Consider the following 18336-nt stretch of genomic DNA (forward strand, 5'->3'; position numbering starts at 1 on the left):
ACAGGCATGCAAGACCCCGATGTTCGACGCGCCATCCGTGCCTCCAAAGTGAGTCACGTGGAATTCAAGGCGGCTTTGCTGCTGGTCCTGATGGCCGTGCTCGTGCTGGCGTCTGCCGGTTACCTGTTGTATGCGCGTGGCGTTTTCGAACCCACCCGCACCGTGGTGCTGGTGGCGGACGACTCCGAAGGCGTGACCGTGGGCATGGACGTGACGTTTTCCGGCTTTCCCATCGGGCGCGTGCGCCGCATCGAACTGGGGCAGGACGGCAACGCCCGCATCTTGGTCGACGTCCCCGAAAAGGATGCTCACTGGCTGCGCGAATCCAGCATCTTCACCATGGAGCGCAGCTTGGTGGGTGCCACGCGCATCCGTGCATACAGCGGCATCCTCTCCGATCCGCAGCTGCCCGACGGCGCCGAGCGCAATGTGCTCAAGGGCGATGCCATGGCCGAGATACCGCGCCTGGTCAGCACGGTGCGCGATCTGCTGGACAACCTCAGCAACATGACCGCCGAGAACTCGGCCCTCGGCACCAGCCTGCGCAACCTGCAGGCCGTGACGCAGGAGCTGCAAGGGCCGCGTGGCGCGCTGGGCGTGGTCATGGGCAGCGACGCCGATCGGCAAAAGGTGATGCAGACCATCGAACAGACCCATGCCTTGCTGCGCAGGCTGGAGACAGCCACCGCCAGTGCCGAAACCCTGATCGGCAACGCCGACCGGCGTGTCTTTGGCGACGAAGGTCTGGTGACGGATGCACAAGCCACCGTGCGCGAAGTGCACGGCCTGCTGGCCGATGCCCGCCAGAGCCTGAAGAAGGTGGATGCCGTGCTGGTGGAGGCACAGGGCATTGCCCAGAACACGCGTGCCGCCACCGTTGACCTGGACGTGCTGCGCGCCGAGGTGGAGTCCAGCCTGCGCAAGGTCGAGGGGTTGGTCAACGAGATCAACCGCAAGTGGCCCTTTGCACGCGAGACGGAGTTGAAGCTGCCATGAAAACCCAGATGCGTTTGGTCTTCACCCTGTGCGCGGTGGCGCTGGCAGGCTGTGCGGGGGGCCCGCCAGCCCCCGACTGGCAGATGAACGCTCATGGCGCGGTGGAGCGCGCCACCGTGGCGGAGCTGGAAGGCAACCAGCGTGTGGCCGAAGCCGAGTGGCGCCGGGCGCGGCAGGAGACGGCGCGCACAGCCAGACCTGACCTGGTGGCCCGCGTGGAGCTGAGCCGTTGCGCCTTGCGCCAGGCGGGGTTGGTGATGGAGCCCTGCGCGGGCTTTGACGCACTGGCGCAGGACGCGGCACCGGCAGAACAGGCCTACGCGCGTTACCTGCAGGCCCAGCCTCAGGCAGCGGACGTGGCTCTGCTGCCCGTGGCGCACCGGCCGGTGGCCAATGCCTTGCTGCAGACGGGTGTGGCGGGCGGCAACGTGCTGCGTGCCGTGGGGGACCCGGTGGCCCGGCTCGTTGCCGCCAGCGTGTGGCTGCGCGCCGGCCGTGCCGACCCTGACATGGTGCGGTTGGCGGTGGACACCGCTTCGGCCCAGGGTTGGCGCCGCTCGCTCCTGGCGTGGCTGGAGGTGCAGGCGCGCGTTGCCGAGCAGGCGGGCGACCAGGCGCAGGCGGATCAGGCACGGCGCCGGGCGGCCTTGCTGGCGCCCTGATTACCAGCTTGCCAGCACGCCCAGGGCAAAGGGCAGGCTGACCACCCCCAACGCGGTGGAAACCGTCACCAGGCCGGCAACATAGGGGCCGTCGTACCCCATGCGTGCCGCGAGCACATAGCAGCTGGACGCGGTGGGCACAGCAGAGAACATCAGCAGTACCAGGGTCTGCGTGGGGTCAAGCTGCCACAACCGCGCCACGCCCAATGCCACCAGTGGCAGCAGCAGGTGCTTCAAGCCCAGCACCAGCGTGGCCAGGGTCTTGGCCTGGGCCATCCGGCCCAGCTGCATGCCTGCACCGGCTGCCATCAGGCCCAGCGCCAGCGCCGCCTGCCCGATGCGGTTCGTGGTGGGGGCCAGCCAGTCCGGAATGCCCAGACCCAGCAGGTTGGCGCACAGGCCGCTGACGGTGGCGATGATCAGCGGGTTGCGCAACAGCTCGCGCCAGAGGCCGCGATTGGCATGGCGCACCATCGGGAAGACCGCGCCCACGTTGAACAGAGGCACGCAGACGCCAATGAGCACAGCAACCAGCGGCATGCCCTCGTCACCGGCCACCTTGCCCACCAGGGCCAGCACGATGAAGGAGTTGAAGCGAAACCCGATCTGCGCACTGGCGGCGTGCAGACGTTTGTCCAGCCGTTGCCCGATCCACGGCCAGTGCGGCAGCGAGTAGGCCAGCGCTATGCCCGCTACGCCCAGCGTCAGGCCAGCGGCCATCATGTGCGTGGCGGAATGCCAGTCCAGCGGCGTGCGCACGATGGAATGAAACAGCAGCACCGGGAACAGGAAGAAATAGACCAGGCTTTCCAGCGGCTCCCAGATCCGGCGGTCCAGTGCGGTGTAGCGGCAAAGCAGGTAGCCGCACACAATGAGGGAAAAGTCGGGGAGCAGGAGCTGGGCAAAGTTCACCGGCCGAGCATAACAAAGGCAATTTGCCGGGAACCTTGCGCCGGTTTCCGTGCCAAAATCTGGCGCCTTATCTTTTTTATATGGCCGTCCGGCGCGTCTATCGCTCACCCGCCGGCGCGCCTGTTGTTTGCCCCTGCGGGCCTATATACCGATGAAGACGAAGTTTCACCTCAACAAGCGCCCGTCTGCGCGTTTCTCTTCCTACAGCCCGATGCCGTCCATGCATTCGTCCGGCCAGGCCGTGGCCTTGGTGGACGAGCGTTACCTGTCCTGGCTGGCCGGGCAACAGAGTGGGCAGGCCAGCCAGTCCTTGCAGCGTAACGCGCTCGTGCCTGTGATGGCGCATCTTTCGCGGCTGGCTGGTGCGGAATCGCCGCTGGCGCGTGTCTGCCTGTTCACCGACCGGCAGCCAGCCGAGTTGCTTGACGACGTGGTGCCCCGCGTGGTGCCGCCCCATGCCCTGGATGGCGGTCTGGGCCTGGTGCGTTCGCTCGGGCTGGAGCTGGCGCAGCTGGCACAGCGTGGCGCCTGCGGCATGGTGCTGGTGGCGAGTGACGACGAGCGGCTGATCCCCTACATCGACGAGGCGCAGTGGCGCGGCCTGAAGGTTGTTCTGGTGACCGACGAGGCGTCGCAGGACTTTGCCCGGCTGCAGGGCGACGACCCGAGCTGGGCGCGGCTGCTGATGCAGGCCGACCGCCGCGTGGCGATCAACGAGGTGGGCTGGCGCGCGCTGACCACCCCCGGTGCCGCTTTCGCCGCTGAGCGCTTCAGCGAACCCCTTCGCCAGGACGAAGACTTTGCGGGAGACGAGCCGCATTCGACGGCGCCGCCAGACGATGACTGGCGCGCCCAGGTGGAGCGGGTGATCCAGGACTGGTGGGCCGAGGAAACGCCCCACGCCCGGCTGGACCTGTTCGAGGAAATGCAGAACAGCCAGGGTGTGCCGCCCGAGACCGACCGGCACCTGCTGCTGCGTGTGCGGCGTGAGCTTGCACGCACCCTGAGCTTCCCCGAGAAGAAGGCCATGCGCGAAATGATCCGGGCGACGGTCATGGCACAACCGCCTGCGGTGGATGAATCCGTCGACGCCTGAGCCTTCGGCCGGGGATGCGTTCCAGGCGGATGCCGTGGACCAGGGACGTGCCCTGTCCGCGTGGTTCGACACACCTCCTGGCCGGTACCTGCTGCAATGGGAGCGGGAACGCTTCGACGAGGCGGTGGGTGACATCTTCGGCTTCAATGCCTTGCAGCTCGGCTTGCCCGAACTCGACGCACTGGCCGCCAACCGCATGCCCAACCGCTGGCTGGCACTGCCGCAGACCGGGGACCTGCCCGGTGGTGAAGGCGTGCCGGGCCCCGGGGGGCGGTCCGTTGCCCTGGTGACCCATGCGGCAGCCCTGCCGTTTCCCGCCGCCAGCTTGGACCTTGTGCTGCTGCCCCACACACTAGAGCTCAGCGCCGATCCGCATGCCGTGTTGCGCGAGGTGGAGCGCGTGCTGGTGCCAGAGGGCCGTGTGGTGATTTCCGGGTTCAACCCGGCCAGCCTCTGGGGGTTGCGGCAGCGGCGCGCGCACTGGTGCGCCCGCCTGGGCTTGCGCGGTGACCTGAGCCGGTTGTTTCTGCCGGAGGCAGGTGATTTCATCGGGCACTGGCGTCTGCGGGACTGGCTGCGCCTGCTCAGCTTCGAGGCCGAGGACACCCGGTTCGGCTGTTACCGCCCCGCTGTGCGCACCAACAAGTGGCTGCATCGCTACGCCTGGATGGATGCCGTGGGCTCGCGTTCCTGGCCCATCCTGGGCGCGGTGTACTTCGTCGTGGCCGCCAAGCGGGTGCGTGGCATGCATCTGCTGGGGCCGGCCTGGAAGCCGCGTCGGGCTGCCTCGGCCCCGGTTGCCGTGGCGCAGCGGCCCTCCATGAAGTCATATCCACAGGAGCACAGTGGGTGAACCACGTCATCATCTATACAGACGGTGCATGCAAAGGCAACCCCGGCCCCGGTGGCTGGGGGGCCTTGCTGCGATCGGGTTCTGCCGAGAAGGAACTGTTCGGCGGTGAAACCGAAACCACCAACAACCGCATGGAACTCACGGCGGTGATCGAGGCCCTTGCAGCCCTGCGCCGGCCATGCAGGGTGTCGCTCTACCTGGACAGTCAGTACGTGCGCAAGGGCATCACCGAGTGGCTGCGCGGCTGGAAGGCCAAGGGCTGGGTCACGGCGTCCAAGCAGCCGGTGAAGAATGTGGACCTGTGGCAGCGTCTGGACGACCTGGTGAGCAAGAGCGGCCACCAGATCGAATGGCACTGGGTGCGCGGCCACGCCGGGGACCCGGGCAACGAGCGCGCCGACGCGCTGGCCAACAAGGGTGTGCCCGCCCGGCGCTGAGCCGGTTTTGTGTAAACGCCATGTAAACATGGCGGCTTTGGCACGCGGGGTAACACTTGCCGTGCAACACTGCTAGAGTGACGCGATTGGCCTGTCTAGCGCCAGGCATCGGGTCGTCGTTATTCTTCAGAAGTACAAGCACATGGCAAAGAAAGCGGTTTACTGGGTCGTGGCAGCGTCGGGTATTGCCCTGGCGTCGGGGGCGGCGTGGTGGTTGCAGCGGCAGCCATCGTCCTCGCAGACTGGTGCCACGGCTGGGGCTCCCGCAGGGCAGGGGGCATCCGCTCCTGGAGCGCGCCCCGGCGGGCCGGGTGGAACCCCCAGCGTGGAAGTCACCCAGGTGAAGACGATGCGCCTGGTGGACGACGCCCAGGCCGTGGGCTCCCTCCGGTCCCACCAGAGCGTGACCTTGCGGCCCGAAATCAGCGGCCGTGTGGTGCGCATTGCCTTTGCCGATGGTGCGGAGGTGCGTCAGGGCCAGCTGCTCATCCAGCTGGACGACACCTTGCAGCGGGCGGAACTCAGCCAGGCGCAGGCACAGCTGTCCATTGCGCGTGCCAACCTCAAACGCAACGAGGAACTGGTGTCGCAGAACTTCGTGGCCAGGCGGGTGCTGGACGAAAGCCAGGCCAGCCTGCAAGTGGCCGAGGCCCAGGTGCAGCTTGCTGAGGCACGGCTGGCACGCATGCGCATCGTGGCACCTTTCAACGGTACGGTCGGCATCCGCAGCGTGAACCTGGGCGACTACGTCAAGGACGGCGCGGACCTCGTGAAGCTGGAAGACACATCGCTGCTGTACGTGGACTTCCGCTTGCCGGAACGCTACCAGGCGCGCCTGTCCGCAGGACAGCCGGTGCAGGTCCAGATGGACGCTTTGCCCGGGCAGAGCTTCACGGCCAAGGTGCGCGCCGTGGACCCGCTGGTGGATGCTGACGGCCGCGCCCTGCTTGTGCGCGCTGCCTTGCCCGCTGCACCTGGCACGCCCTTGCGGCCAGGCCTGTTTGCCCGGGTCACGGTGGTGATGTCGGTGACCGAAGGCGCCTTGATGGTGCCCGAGGAGGCCGTGGTGCCGCAGGGCGGTAAGCAGGTCGTCTTCCGCCTGGAAAAGGAGGGGGAGGGCGACGGTGCCAAGAACGTATCGCGCCGCACCGAAGTGCAACTGGGGCTGCGCCGTGGGGCCATGGTGCAGGTGCTTGACGGGCTGAAGGAAGGCGACACCGTGGTGGTGGCGGGCCAGCAACGTCTGCAACGCGATGGCACGGCGGTGCGGGTGGTGGACATGAGCCGCCCGGCCACACCACGCAATGGGGGCGCGAATGGCGGCGGCGCTGGTGGCAGCCAGCCCGGCGCCAACGGTGATGGACAGGGCAGCGGCGGCGCGCCCGCCAAGCCCGCCGCACCTGCTGCCAACGCCGGTTGAACAGGAGGGCATGAGCCATGCAACTCCCTGAAATTGCCATCCGGCGGCCGGTGTTCGCCTCCGTGCTGTCGCTGCTCATCCTGCTGGTGGGGCTGGTTTCGTTCAACGGCCTCACCGTGCGCGAGTACCCCAAGATCGACGAGCCCAACGTCACGGTCAGCACACGTTTCCCGGGGGCGTCCAGCGAGGTGGTGGAATCCCAGGTTACCAAGACACTGGAGGATTCCCTGGCGGGCATCGAGGGTGTGGATGTCATCACCTCCATCAGCCGTCAGGAACAAAGCCAGATCACGGTGCGCTTCAAGCTGGAGCGCGACCCGGATGCCGCCGCTGCGGAGGTGCGCGACAAGGTGAGCCGCGTGCGCGGGCGCCTGCCGCAGACCATCGACGAGCCCGTGATTGCCAAGGTAGAGGCGGACGCCTTCCCGGTGATCTGGCTGGCTTTGAGTTCTGACACACACACCTCCCTGCAGCTGTCGGACATGGCCAACCGCATTGCCAAGCCGGTGTTGCAGACGGCCACCGGCGTGGCCGACGTGCGCGTCTACGGGGAGCGCAAGTACTCCATGCGCCTGTGGCTGGACCCCGACCGCCTGGCTGCCTACAGCCTGACTGTGCAGGACGTCGAGGACGCGTTGCGCCGCTCCAACCTGGAGGTGCCCGCAGGCCGCATCGAAAGCCGCCAGCGCGAATTCAACGTGACGGCAGCCACCGACCTGCAAACCCCCGCGCAGTTCGCCAACGTCACCATCCGCACGGTCAATGGCCTGCCAGTGCGCATTGGCGACGTGGCGCGTGTGGTGCAGGGGCCGCAGGACGAGCGTTCGTCGGTGCGGCTCAACGGGCGCGATTCTGTCTCGCTGGGCGTGATCCGCCAGGCCACTGCCAATCCGCTGGACCTCGCGGCGTCGGTGCGTGAACTGCTCGGCAAGGTGCGGCAGGACCTTCCCGCCGGGGTGAACGTGGACATCGCCAACGACAACTCGGTGTTCATTGACCGCTCCATCAAGGCGGTCTACTCCACCATCGCCGAGGCGGTGGTGCTGGTGGCGCTGGTCATCTTCGTCTTCCTGCGCACGTTGCGGGCGTCCATCGTTCCACTGGTGACCATTCCCGTCAGCCTGATCGGTTCCTTCGCACTGATGAAGCTGTTCGGCTTCTCCATCAACACGCTCACTTTGCTGGCGCTGGTGTTGGCCATCGGCCTGGTGGTGGACGATGCCATCGTGGTGCTGGAAAACATCTTCCGGCACATCGAAGAGGGCTTGCCGCCGTTTGCGGCCGCCATCAAAGGTGCCCGGGAGATCGGCTTTGCTGTGGTGGCCATGACTCTGACGCTGGCAGCGGTGTACGCGCCGCTGGCCTTCACGCCAGGCCGCACGGGCCGCCTGTTCGCCGAGTTCGCGCTGGCGCTGGCTGGCGCGGTGCTGGTGTCGGGGTTTGTGGCACTCACCCTGTCGCCCATGATGTGTTCCAAGCTGCTGCGTCACAAGGAACACCCCAACCGGTTCGACCGCGGCATCGAGGCGGCGCTGGACGGCGTCACCCGCGCCTACCACGGGGTGCTGGGCTTGGCCTTGCGCGTGCGCTGGGTGGTGGTGCTGGTGATGCTGGGCAGCGCGGGCGGCAGCTGGTGGTTGCTGCAGACGACCAAGCAGGAACTTGCGCCCATCGAGGACAGGGGGGTGATCCTGACGGTCATCAACGGCCCGGACGGCGCCACCCTGGAGTACACCCGGCGTTATGCCGAGGCCATTGAACGCATCGGACAGGCCTACCCCGAATTCGACCGCATCTTCGCCAACATTGGCAACCCGTCGGTGGCACAGGGGAATGTGTTCTTCCGGGCCGTGCCGTGGGAGGAGCGCGAGCGAACCACGCAGGAGATCGCCCGCGAGGTGGCCCCTCGCATCGCGGCGCTGCCGGGCATCAGCGCCTTCCCGATCACCCCGCCGTCGCTGGGGCAGGGCTTCCGTGAGCGGCCGATCAACTACGTCATTGCCACCACGGACAGCTACGAGAACCTTTCGCGCGTGGTGCGGCAGTTCCAGGACAGGCTGGCACAGCACCCCGGCTTCGTGCAGGTGGACACCGACCTGCGTCTGAACAAGCCGGAAATCCGCCTGGACGTGGACCGCGAGCGTGCCACCGACATGGGCGTGAGCATCGATGCCATCGCGCGCACGGTGGAAACCATGCTGGGCGGGCGCATTGTCACCCGCTACAAGAAGGATGGCGAGCAGTACGACGTGGTGGTGCAGACGGAGGTTTCGCAGCGCAACACGCCGGACGACATCGACAGGCTATTCGTGCGCGGGCGCAACAACGCGATGATTCCGCTGGCTTCATTGGTGAAGACGCGTGAGGTGGTGGTGCCGCGCGAATTGAACCACTTCGGGCAGCGCCGCAGTGCGTCGATCACGGCCAACCTGGCGCCGGAACTGGCCCTGGGGCAGGCGTTGCAGATCATGGACGGCATTGCGCGCGAAATTCTGCCGCCAGGCTACACCACCGACCTGAACGGCCAGAGCCGCGAGTTCCGCAATGCCTCGGGTTCGATGGTGATCGTCTTTGTGCTGGCGCTGCTGTTCATCTACCTGGTGCTGGCGGCGCAGTTCGAGAGTTTCATCGACCCGTTCATCATCATGCTCAGTGTGCCGCTGTCCATGCTGGGGGCCTTGCTGGCCCTGAAGTTGACGGGCGGGACGCTGAATGTGTTCAGTCAGATCGGGTTGATCACGCTGGTGGGGCTGATCACAAAGCATGGCATTCTGATCGTGGAGTTCGCGAACCAGTTGCGCCAACAGGGGTTGGACCTGGTGGAGGCCGTGAAGCGTTCGGCTGAGCTGCGCTTGCGCCCGATTCTGATGACGACCGGCGCGATGGTGCTGGGTGCCGTGCCGCTGGCCTTGGCCACTGGTGCCGGGGCAGAGAGCCGCCAGCAGATTGGCTGGGTGATCGTGGGCGGCATGACGGTGGGCACGCTGTTGACCATCTTTGTGGTGCCGACGATGTATACGTTGCTGGCACGTAAGCGGGTGCCGGGGGCTATCAAGGCTGTGGTGGCGGATGCCCATGCTGCGCCTGATTCGGAGGTTGTGCCTGCCAAGTGAGGGTTGGACCTCGCTTGCTGCGGCAGGCCTGGCCCTGCGGGGGCTCATACTGTGACGGTCGGCGCCTAGGCGCCGACTTCGCTGCGCCCGCCTGTCTAGGGCCGGTGCGGCGGAACTCGCTGCGCGCTTGCAGCGCTCCGCTCAAACAGCCGCCGCAAGTCAGTTCACGAAGCGCGCTAAAGCGCGCCCGGCCCCAGACAGGCGGCCACAGCCGCCACAGAAATCGCCCCCACAGGGCCAGGCCTGCCGCAGCCAACCAAGAATGGTGGAGCGCCACCGGTGGTGTGCCAACAGTGTTTCAGCCAAGGTGTGTGCGCCCAGGGGCTGGCGCGCCTTGGCCACCCACACACGCCAAGGCCCGTCACCCCCTGAGCAGCCGCTCAACCTCGTCGTCTTCCACCTGCGGAAAGTGCCGGTAAAACTGCCCCACCGCCTGGAAGCGTTCAGGCGTCTGCAGGCACACCACCTCGTCAGCCAATGGCCGCACCTGCTGCAGCGAATCGGGCGCAGCCACGGGCACGGCGCAGACCAATCGAGCCGGATTCTGGTGGCGCGCCGCGTGCAGCGCCGCGATCATCGTGGCCCCCGTGGCCAGACCATCGTCCACCACCACAACCACACGTCCCGCTGGCGAAATGGGCGAGCGGATTGGTGTGTAGCGTGCCCGGCGGCGCTGGATCGTGGCCAATTGCTCGCGTTTCTCGCCGTCTAGCCACGCTTCATCGGCCCCCAATGAGGCAGCGTGTGGTGCCACGTAAGTCCAGCCTGACTCGTCCACCGAGCCCACCGCCAGTTCGGGCTGACCCGGCGCGCCCAGTTTGCGCACCAGTACCACGTCAAGCTCACCGCCCAATACGTCGGCCAGGACCTTACCCATGGGCACGGCACCGCGTGGAATGGCCAGCACCAGAGGATTCAGACCACGCAGGTGGCCCAGCTTTGCCGCCAGTTGACGGGCAGCGTCCTCGCGGTCGCGGAACATGAGCCACCTCCTTCGCGCCCGCAGGCACGATGTCAGATCACGCCGTCGAACATCATCACGTCCACTTCGTCACCCACGGCCACGTTGCCCTGGCCGTGGTGCAGCACGATGAGGCCGTTGGCTTCGACCATGGAGCGCAGCACGCCCGAGCCCTGGTTGCCGGTGGTGCGCACCTGCAGTTGGCCGTCCGGCCCGGTGGAGACGATGCCGCGCTGGTATTCGGTGCGCCCGGGCTTCTTGCGCAGGGGCTCCAGGCTGTGCGCGCGCAGCAGCGGGGTGTTGGCGTGACTCGCGCCCATCATCCTCAGCAGGGCGGGGCGCACAAAAGCCAGGAAGGTCACCATCACCGCCACGGGGTTGCCCGGCAGGCCGAACAGCACCGCGTTACGGCCACTCTCTGCAATGCGGCCCACGGCCATGGGGCGGCCGGGCCGCATGGCAATGCGCCAGAAGGCCACGTCACCCAGCTGCTTCATCATGGCCTTGGTGTGATCGGCCTCGCCCATGCTCACGCCACCGCTGGTGATGATGGCATCTGCCTGCGCTGCTGCGTGGCGGAAGGCGGCTTCCAGGCTGGCGGGGTCGTCCTTGACCACGCCCATGTCCAGCACGTCCACGCCCAGACGCGTGAGCAGGCCGAAGACGGTGTAGCGGTTGCTGTCGTAAACGGCGCCTTCGCGAAGCGGCTCGCCCAGGGTGAGGATTTCGTCACCCGTGGAGAAGTAGGCCACCTTCAGGCGGCGGAACACGCGCACGTTGGGCAAGCCCAGGCTGGCGATCAGGCCCAGCGCGGCAGGGCCCAGGCGGTCGCCACGGCGCAGCGCAGGCTGGCCCTGCATCAGGTCTTCGCCCAGCAGGCGGCGGTTGTCGCCCGTGCTCACCACGCCGGGCGGCACTTGCACCGTGTCACCGTCCACCTGCACGAACTCCACAGGCACCACGGTGTCCAGGCCCGCAGGCATCACAGCACCGGTCATGATCTTCAAGCACTCGCCAGGGCCTACCTGCCCCTGCCACGCGGCGCCAGCATAGGCGGTGCCCACCACCTTGAGCGTGGTGGGTTCGTTGCTGGCCAGCTGTGCCCCGGTCAGCGCGAAGCCGTCCATGGCGGAGTTGTCGTGCGGCGGCACGCTGATGGGAGAGATCACGTCCTCGGCCAGCACGCGGTCCAGCGCGGCGAACACGCCCAGGCTTTCGGTGGCCGCCACGGGCTCCACCAGCTGGTCCAGGAAATCATTCACGGCGGACGCGCTCAGGGCCTTGGGGTCGTAGCCCTGCAGGGCAGCGGCGATCTGGTCCAGGGTTTTCATGCGTTCAGTTTTCCAGGGCGCGCAGCTCGGCCAGGGTGTTGGTGTTGCAAAAGGCGCGCGGGTCGTCGCCCGGCTGGTCGAAGGACACGACCACGGTGCGGTGCTGCGCCGTCCAGGCGTCGATCTTGCGGCCGCCATCCTGTGTGAAGCGCACCAGGCTTTCCAGCAGGTTCACATGCATCAGGCAGAACACGGGCTGCGGGCGGGTGGCGTTGCCTTCTGGGGCCGATTCACCGTCCGGGCCAGCGGCCATCGCTATGTCGGCGTTCTCACGTTCCAGCGCCTGAGCCAGCCGTTCCAGCAGGTCCAGCGGGAAGAGGGGCGCGTCGCACGGCACGGTGAGCAGGTAAGGGGTTTCGCAGCGCTCCAAGCCGGTCAGGAAGCCGGCGAGCGGACCTGCGTAGCCATCAAGCGAGTCTGGCCATACAGGTACACCAAAGGCTTCGTAGGCGCCCAGGTGCCGGTTGGCGTTGATCATGCAGCCGCCCAGCCGCTGACCTTCCTGCATTTGCAGGCGCAGCAGCGCGTTCAGGGCAAGCGGCGTGCCGTTGAGTGTCTGCAGGCCCTTGTCCACACCGCCCATGCGGCTGCCTCGTCCACCGGCCAGCACCAGGCCGGTCACGCTATTGGGTTCCACGGTCATGGCGTCAGCCTCCGATGTAGCTCATTTCAATGCGGCGTTTGCCCGGCCCCGACGTTTCTGGGGGCAGGCTGGCGCGCAGTTCGGAGTAACGGTCCTGCCGCCCCTGCCAGATGGCGCCGATGGCTGACGTGAGGTCGGCGTCGCTGGCGCCGCCACGCAGCAGTTCGCGCAGGTCGTGCCCCTCATGAGCGAACAGACAAAGGTAGACCTTGCCTTCGGTGGACAGGCGCGCGCGGTTGCAGTCACGGCAGAACGCCTGGGTGACGCTGCTGATGACACCGATTTCGCCCAGTGACGGGTCGTGTTTGCCATCGGGCCCGGCGTAGCCCCAGCGCTCGGCCGTTTCGCCCGGCGCGGTGGGGTCCAGCTGTACCAGCGGCAATTCACTCTGAATGAGCTTGACCACCTCGGCACTGGGCATCACATCGTCCATGCACCAGCCGTTGGTGGCGCCCACGTCCATGTACTCGATGAAGCGCAGCACGATGCCGGTGCCCCGGAAGTGCCGGGCCATGGGCAGGATCTGGTCCTGGTTGGTGCCGCGCTTGACCACCATGTTCACCTTGATCGGCCCCAGGCCCACGGACTGGGCCACGGCAATGCCTTCAAGCACATCGGCCACGGGAAAGTCCACGTCGTTCATGCGGCGGAAGACGCAGTCGTCCAGCCCGTCCAGGCTCACTGTCACGCGCTGCAGGCCAGCTGCCTTGAGCGACGCCGCCTTGCGTGCCAGAAGGCTGCCGTTGGTGGTGAGGGTGAGGTCCAGCGGCTGGCCGTCCACGGTGCGCAGTGCGGCCAGTTGCTCGATGAGGATTTCCAGGTTCTTGCGCAGCAACGGCTCGCCGCCGGTCAGGCGTACCTTGTGCACACCGTGGCCCACGAACAGCTTGGTGAGCCGGGTGATTTCCTCGAAGGTGAGCAGCGAACTGTGGGGCAGGTACTGGTAGTCCTTGTCGAAGATCTCCTTGGGCATGCAGTAGCTGCAGCGGAAGTTGCAGCGGTCGGTCACGCTGATGCGCAGGTCGCGCAAAGGGCGGCCCAGGCCGTCACTCAGCAGGCCGCTGGCGGCAATGGGTTGCGCCGGGACACGCGCCGCCAGGGAGCGCAGGCGCTGGTCGACCAGGGGAATCACTCGTTCAGACATACGAAAAAGATTACACCACGCGGCGCAGGGGGTGTGGTCGTTTCGGTGCCAAGGCCCGACTCGGCCTGTGCACATTCGGCGAAGGTGTGGAAAAATCCCATTCTTATATACGGAAAAAGCGCAGGAGAGCCCCTTGAAAGCTGCTGACCGATTCGAGAACTTGCCCTGGACACGCCGGCAGTGGCTGGGTGCGGCTGGCGGCTGCGCTTTGACCGGCTTGTCGTTGTCCTCCTGGGCGCAGCCGGTGTCCGCTGCCGCCGAAGAGGCCAAGGCGCCGCCGCTGCCCCCGCTGGGGTCGGCGCTTGAGGTCCCGCGCATTGAGCTGATCGGCGGCGGCGTGTTTGACCCGGCTGCGGCCCAGGGCAAAACGCTGTTGGTGTACTGGTGGGCCAGCACCTGTCCGTTCTGCGCCCAGCAAAGCCCGGTGATGGACCGCTTCTGGCGCGAGCACCGCGAGCAGGGGCTGGCCATGGTGGCGTTGTCGATCGACCGCAAGCCCGAGGACGCTGCGGCCTACCTCAAGGCCAAGGGGTACACATTCCCGGCGGCCTGGGCCAGCCCGCAGTGGCGCCAGCGCTTTCCCAAGCCGCGGGGCCTGCCCATCACGCTGCTGCGCGGTCGCGATGGCAAGCTGGCCGTGGCCGAAAAGGGCCAGATGTTCCCCGAAGACGTCGAGGAACTGGCCCGCTATCTCTGAGCCTCAGACGCAGCGCGCGCCGTCCACTTCCAGGCACACGCCGCTGACGAAGGCAGCCTCGTCGCTGGCCAGGAACAGCACCGCGTTGGCCACGTCCAGCGCGGTGGAAAAGCGCCCCAGCGGAATGGTGGAGCGGAACCGCGCCAGGCGTTCTTCCGTCAGCTCGCCACCGGCAAAAGATGTGCCCAGTCCGGTGAACGGGTTCATCACCGGGTTGATGCAGTTGACGCGGATGTTGTCCGGTCCCAGTTCGGCCGCTAGGGACTTGCTGGTGGTGATGACCGCACCCTTGGAGCCGTTGTACCAGGTAAGGCCCGGCCGGGGCCGCACGCCCGCTGTGGACGCGATGTTGATGAAGGCGCCGCCGCCGTTGGCACGCAGGTGCGGAACCGCGTGGATGGTGGACAGGTAGATGCTCTTGACGTTGACGGCATAGCACTTGTCGAACTCGTCTTCCGGGACGTCCAGTGCGGGCTGGTTGCGGTGCGTCCAGCCCGCGTTGTTGACCATCACGTCGAGCTTGCCGTGGCGCTGCACGGCGAAGTCGATGAGCGCTTTCATGTCGGCGGACGAGGTGACGTCGGCACCGAAGAACGCGGCCTGGCCGCCCTCGGCACGGATGTCGGCCGCGACCTTTTCACCCATGGCGGGGTTGATGTCGTTGACGATCACGCTGGCGCCTTCCTGCGCCAGACGGCGTGCGATGCCTTCGCCGATGCCGCCGCCCGAACCGGTGACGATGGTGGATTTGCCTTGGAGTCGCATGGGGTTGTTCCTGTGTTGGTTCAGCCGTGCCGGAAGGCAACGGTCTTGAGGGTGGTGAAACCGTGCAGGGCTTCGAAGCCCTTCTCGCGGCCATAGCCGCTGGACTTGACGCCGCCGAACGGAAGCTCCACCCCGCCGCCTGCGCCATAGTTGTTGATGAAAACCTGCCCGCTGCGCACGGTGCGGGCCATGCGGAACTGGCGCCCGCCGTCGCGGGTCCACACGCCCGCGACCAGGCCGAACTGGGTGGCGTTGGCCAGGGCCGCCGCGTGCTCCTCGTCCTCGAAGCTCATGGCCGACAGGACCGGACCGAAGACTTCTTCCTGGGCCAGCCGGTGGGTGATGGGCACGTCGCGCAACAGCACCGGGGCCTGGTAGTAGCCCGTCTCGGGGGCCTCGGCCACCACCTGGCCTTGGGCCACCGTGTCGATGCCGGCCGCGCGTGCGCTGTCCAGAAAGTCACGCACGCGCTGCTGCTGGCTCGGGCGGATCAGCGGGCCCAGGTCCAGGTCCATGGCCGCAGGGCCCGCGCGCAGCCCTTCAAAGGCCTTGCCCAGGCGCTCCAACAGCGGCTCGTACAGGCTGCTCTCCACCAGCAGGCGCGAGCCGGCCGAGCACGTCTGGCCCGAGTTCTGCACGATGGCGTTGATGATCACGGGAATGGCCGCGTCCAGGTCGGCGTCGGCGAAGACGATCTGAGGGCTCTTGCCGCCCAGCTCCAGCGTGACGGGGCAATGCCTCTGCGCGGCCGCTTGCTGTATCAAGGTGCCCACCGTGGGGCTGCCGGTGAAGCTGATGTGATCGATCCCCGGGTGCCGGGCCAGTGCGTCGCCCACCTCGTGGCCATAGCCGGTGACGATGTTGATCACGCCATCGGGAAAGCCCACGTCCCGGGCCAGCTGCGCCACGCGGATGAGCGAGAGGCAGGCGTCTTCGGAGGGCTTCACCACGCAGGCGTTGCCTGCGGCCAGGGCGCCGCCCACGCTGCGCCCGAAGATCTGCATGGGGTAGTTCCAGGGAATGACGTGCCCGGTCACGCCATGGGGTTCGCGCCAGGTGAGCACGCTGTAGCCGTCCTGGTAGGGCAGGGTTTCGCCGTGCAGCTTGTCGCAGGCGCCAGCGTAGAACTCGAAGTAGCGCACCAGGGCCTGGGCATCGGCGCGGGCCTGCCGGGTGGGCTTGCCGCAGTCCCGTTGCTCCAGCGCCGCCAGTTCGTCGGCGTGGTCGGCCACGGCTTGCGACAGCTTGATGAGCAGCCGCCCCCGCTCGGCGGCGGTGGTGCGGGACCACTTGGCGTCAAAGCCGTGCCGCGCGGCACGCACGGCCGTGTCGATGTCCTCGCCATTGCTGCGGGGAATGCTGTCGAAGGGCTGCCCGTCTGACGGATCGATCACGGGCAGCGTGCGGCCAGTGATCGACGCGACGGAGGTGTTGGCGATGAAGTTCAGTGGCATGGCAGGCGCTCCATCTGCGGGTCAGCGGGGGTAGACCAGGTCTCTGAGCGTCAGCGAGACCGCTGGCACGTAGGTGATCAGCAACAGGCAGACGAGAACCACCAGCACGAAGGGGATCAGGTCGCGCACCATCCTGTCCAGTGAAATGCGGGCCACCGTGCAGGCGGCGAACAGGTTCACGCCGAAGGGCGGTGTGATCATGCCCATCGCCAGGTTGACCACCATGATCAGGCCGAAGTGCACCGGGTCCACACCGAAATGCATCGCCACCGGGGCCAGGATCGGGGCCAGCACGATGATGGCGGCGCTGGTCTCGATGAACATGCCGATGATGAACAGCGCGGCGTTGACGCCCAGCAGGAACCAGGCCGGGGACTGCAGCACTTCCTGCAGCCAGTGGCCGATGGCTTCGGGCACCCCGGCGCGGGTGAGCAGGAAGGCGAACAGGCCGGCATTGGCGATGATGAACATGATCACCGCGCTCGACATCACGGACTTGCGCAGGATCACATAGAGGTCCTGGATGCGGATTTCGCGGTAGATGAGCATGCCGACCAGCAAGGCGTAGAACACGGCCACGGCAGAGGCTTCGGTGGGTGTGAACACGCCGCCGTAGATGCCGCCCAGGATGATGACCGGCATCATCAGGGCCCATCCCGCCTTCAGGGTGGCGCTGCCAAAAGGCAGGCGGCCGTCGCCGTCGTTCTTGCCCCAGCCCTTGTACTTGCAGTAGGCCCAGACGAACAGCATCAGTGAGCCGCCGATCAGCACCCCGGGCCCGAACCCGGCGATGAACAGTTCACCGATGGAGACTTCGGCGCTCACGCCGTAAAGGATCATCGGGATCGACGGGGGAATCACCACGCCCAGCTCGGCGCTGGTGGCCTGCAGCGAGGCGGCGTAGGGCTTGGGGTAGCCGTGCTTGATCAGCGCAGGAATGAGGATGGCGCCGATGGCGAAGGTGGTGGCCACCGACGACCCCGACACCGCCGCGAAGATCATGCAGGTGAGCACGCAGGTCATGGGCAGGCCGCCCTGCACGCCGCCGACGATGCTCTTGGCAAAGTCGACCAGGCGGCGCGAGATGCCGCCGGTTTCCATGATGTTGCCGGCCAGGATGAAGAAGGGAATGGCGGCCAGCGGGAACTTGTTGATCGAGGAATAGATTTCCTTGACCGAGATGAGCATGTTGACGCCCGAGATCTGGACGCCCAGCACTGCGGCCAGACCGATCGAGACGGCCACAGAGATGGTGAGCGCGAAGCACACCACCATGGTGATCAGCATGACGAGGCTCATTGAGCGGACTCCAGTTCGTGACGTTGCGGATCAAGCAGGTTGCCGACGATGCCGAAGATGCTGAAGAGTCCGCCGACCGGCATGGCCAGGTAGGCCCAGAACATCGACACGTTTTCCAGGCCGATCATGCTTTGCACACTGCCGCGCTGGGCGTAATCCCAGCCCCACCAGACGATGACACCGATGAGCAGCAAGGCGGCGATGCAGACCACGTGGTCCAGTACCCGTTTGAGCGGCTTGGGGCTCCAGCGGTAGAGCACGTCAACGCTGACCATCGCGCCCTGGCGGAAAGCTGCAGGAATGCCCAGGAACACCATCCAGATGAGGCTGACGCGGATGAGGACCTCGGTCCACTCGGCGGGCTCCTGGATGATGAAGCGGGTGATGATCTGGTAGAGCCCGAGGCTGGCGGCGATGGCCATCATGGCGCAGGCTCCGCCCATGGCCACGTTCGTGGCGAAGCGCTCGAACTTCAGGAAGGCTTGTTTCATGCTTGTCAGCCCATGCAGGGGTTGAAGCGGGTTGACGGACGCCCAGTGGCAGCCGGAGCGTC

General features: G+C 66.8%; 17 protein-coding genes. 8 read left to right on the forward strand and 9 right to left on the reverse strand.

The window, feature by feature from the left end:
- Positions 1 to 6 precede the first annotated feature (6 nt).
- On the forward strand, positions 7 to 996 hold the full coding sequence (locus tag ACYVHH_RS07550; RefSeq protein WP_460564526.1) for an MlaD family protein: 990 nt from the start codon (positions 7 to 9) through the stop codon (positions 994 to 996).
- Positions 993 to 1658 (forward strand): hypothetical protein, encoded by a 666-nt coding sequence (locus ACYVHH_RS07555; protein WP_460564527.1) that lies wholly within the window; start codon positions 993 to 995, stop codon positions 1656 to 1658. The genes ACYVHH_RS07550 and ACYVHH_RS07555 overlap by 4 nt, the downstream gene beginning before the upstream one ends.
- Here ACYVHH_RS07555 and ACYVHH_RS07560 read toward each other — a convergent pair whose 3' ends face one another.
- Entirely contained in the window at positions 1659 to 2570 is a 912-nt protein-coding gene (locus ACYVHH_RS07560) for an AEC family transporter (protein WP_460564528.1), read from the reverse strand.
- Positions 2571 to 2721: 151 nt separating this feature from the next.
- Between ACYVHH_RS07560 and ACYVHH_RS07565 the strand changes: the two genes are divergently transcribed.
- From ACYVHH_RS07565 to ACYVHH_RS07585, 5 genes are all read left to right on the forward strand, one after another.
- On the forward strand, positions 2722 to 3666 hold the full coding sequence (locus tag ACYVHH_RS07565; RefSeq protein ID WP_460564529.1) for a hypothetical protein: 945 nt from the start codon (positions 2722 to 2724) through the stop codon (positions 3664 to 3666).
- 52 nt (positions 3667 to 3718) lie between these two features.
- Entirely contained in the window at positions 3719 to 4519 is an 801-nt protein-coding gene (locus ACYVHH_RS07570) for a class I SAM-dependent methyltransferase (protein ID WP_460565254.1), read from the forward strand.
- Positions 4516 to 4956, forward strand: a complete 441-nt coding sequence (rnhA, locus tag ACYVHH_RS07575; RefSeq protein ID WP_460564530.1) for a ribonuclease HI — start codon at positions 4516 to 4518, stop codon at positions 4954 to 4956. The genes ACYVHH_RS07570 and rnhA overlap by 4 nt, the downstream gene beginning before the upstream one ends.
- A 142-nt stretch (positions 4957 to 5098) precedes the next feature.
- Positions 5099 to 6376, forward strand: a complete 1278-nt coding sequence (locus ACYVHH_RS07580; protein WP_460564531.1) for an efflux RND transporter periplasmic adaptor subunit — start codon at positions 5099 to 5101, stop codon at positions 6374 to 6376.
- Positions 6377 to 6393: 17 nt separating this feature from the next.
- Positions 6394 to 9489, forward strand: a complete 3096-nt coding sequence (locus ACYVHH_RS07585; RefSeq protein ID WP_460564532.1) for an efflux RND transporter permease subunit — start codon at positions 6394 to 6396, stop codon at positions 9487 to 9489.
- Between the two features lie 361 nt (positions 9490 to 9850).
- Here ACYVHH_RS07585 and ACYVHH_RS07590 read toward each other — a convergent pair whose 3' ends face one another.
- From ACYVHH_RS07590 to moaA, 4 genes are read right to left on the reverse strand one after another with little or no spacing between them, the layout of a single operon-like run.
- Complete coding sequence (locus ACYVHH_RS07590) at positions 9851 to 10471, reverse strand: phosphoribosyltransferase (protein WP_460564533.1); 621 nt, start codon at positions 10469 to 10471, stop codon at positions 9851 to 9853.
- A 32-nt stretch (positions 10472 to 10503) separates the two neighbouring features.
- A complete protein-coding gene (gene moeA / locus ACYVHH_RS07595; RefSeq protein ID WP_460564534.1) occupies positions 10504 to 11781 on the reverse strand; it encodes a molybdopterin molybdotransferase MoeA in 1278 nt (425 codons plus the stop codon).
- A gap of 4 nt (positions 11782 to 11785) precedes the next feature.
- Entirely contained in the window at positions 11786 to 12424 is a 639-nt protein-coding gene (gene mobA / locus ACYVHH_RS07600) for a molybdenum cofactor guanylyltransferase MobA (RefSeq protein ID WP_460564535.1), read from the reverse strand.
- A gap of 4 nt (positions 12425 to 12428) precedes the next feature.
- A complete protein-coding gene (moaA, locus tag ACYVHH_RS07605; RefSeq protein WP_460564536.1) occupies positions 12429 to 13568 on the reverse strand; it encodes a GTP 3',8-cyclase MoaA in 1140 nt (379 codons plus the stop codon).
- 133 nt (positions 13569 to 13701) lie between these two features.
- Here moaA and ACYVHH_RS07610 point away from each other — a divergent pair, with 133 nt between their 5' ends.
- Positions 13702 to 14265 (forward strand): TlpA disulfide reductase family protein, encoded by a 564-nt coding sequence (locus ACYVHH_RS07610; protein WP_460564537.1) that lies wholly within the window; start codon positions 13702 to 13704, stop codon positions 14263 to 14265.
- Between the two features lie 3 nt (positions 14266 to 14268).
- On the opposite strand, the gene ACYVHH_RS07615 is transcribed toward ACYVHH_RS07610, so the two are convergent.
- From ACYVHH_RS07615 to ACYVHH_RS07630, 4 genes are read right to left on the reverse strand one after another with little or no spacing between them, the layout of a single operon-like run.
- Positions 14269 to 15030, reverse strand: a complete 762-nt coding sequence (locus ACYVHH_RS07615; RefSeq protein WP_460564538.1) for an SDR family oxidoreductase — start codon at positions 15028 to 15030, stop codon at positions 14269 to 14271.
- Between the two features lie 20 nt (positions 15031 to 15050).
- Positions 15051 to 16484 (reverse strand): aldehyde dehydrogenase family protein, encoded by a 1434-nt coding sequence (locus ACYVHH_RS07620; protein ID WP_460564539.1) that lies wholly within the window; start codon positions 16482 to 16484, stop codon positions 15051 to 15053.
- Positions 16485 to 16505: 21 nt separating this feature from the next.
- Positions 16506 to 17783 carry a TRAP transporter large permease gene (locus tag ACYVHH_RS07625; RefSeq protein ID WP_460564540.1) on the reverse strand — a complete coding sequence of 426 codons (1278 nt, stop codon included), beginning with the start codon at positions 17781 to 17783 and terminating at the stop codon, positions 16506 to 16508.
- A complete protein-coding gene (locus tag ACYVHH_RS07630) occupies positions 17780 to 18274 on the reverse strand; it encodes a TRAP transporter small permease (RefSeq protein ID WP_460564541.1) in 495 nt (164 codons plus the stop codon). Before ACYVHH_RS07630 ends, ACYVHH_RS07625 begins: the two co-directional genes overlap by 4 nt.
- Between the last annotated feature and the right edge of the window lie 62 nt (positions 18275 to 18336).

The organism is Hydrogenophaga aquatica, from assembly GCF_054780915.1.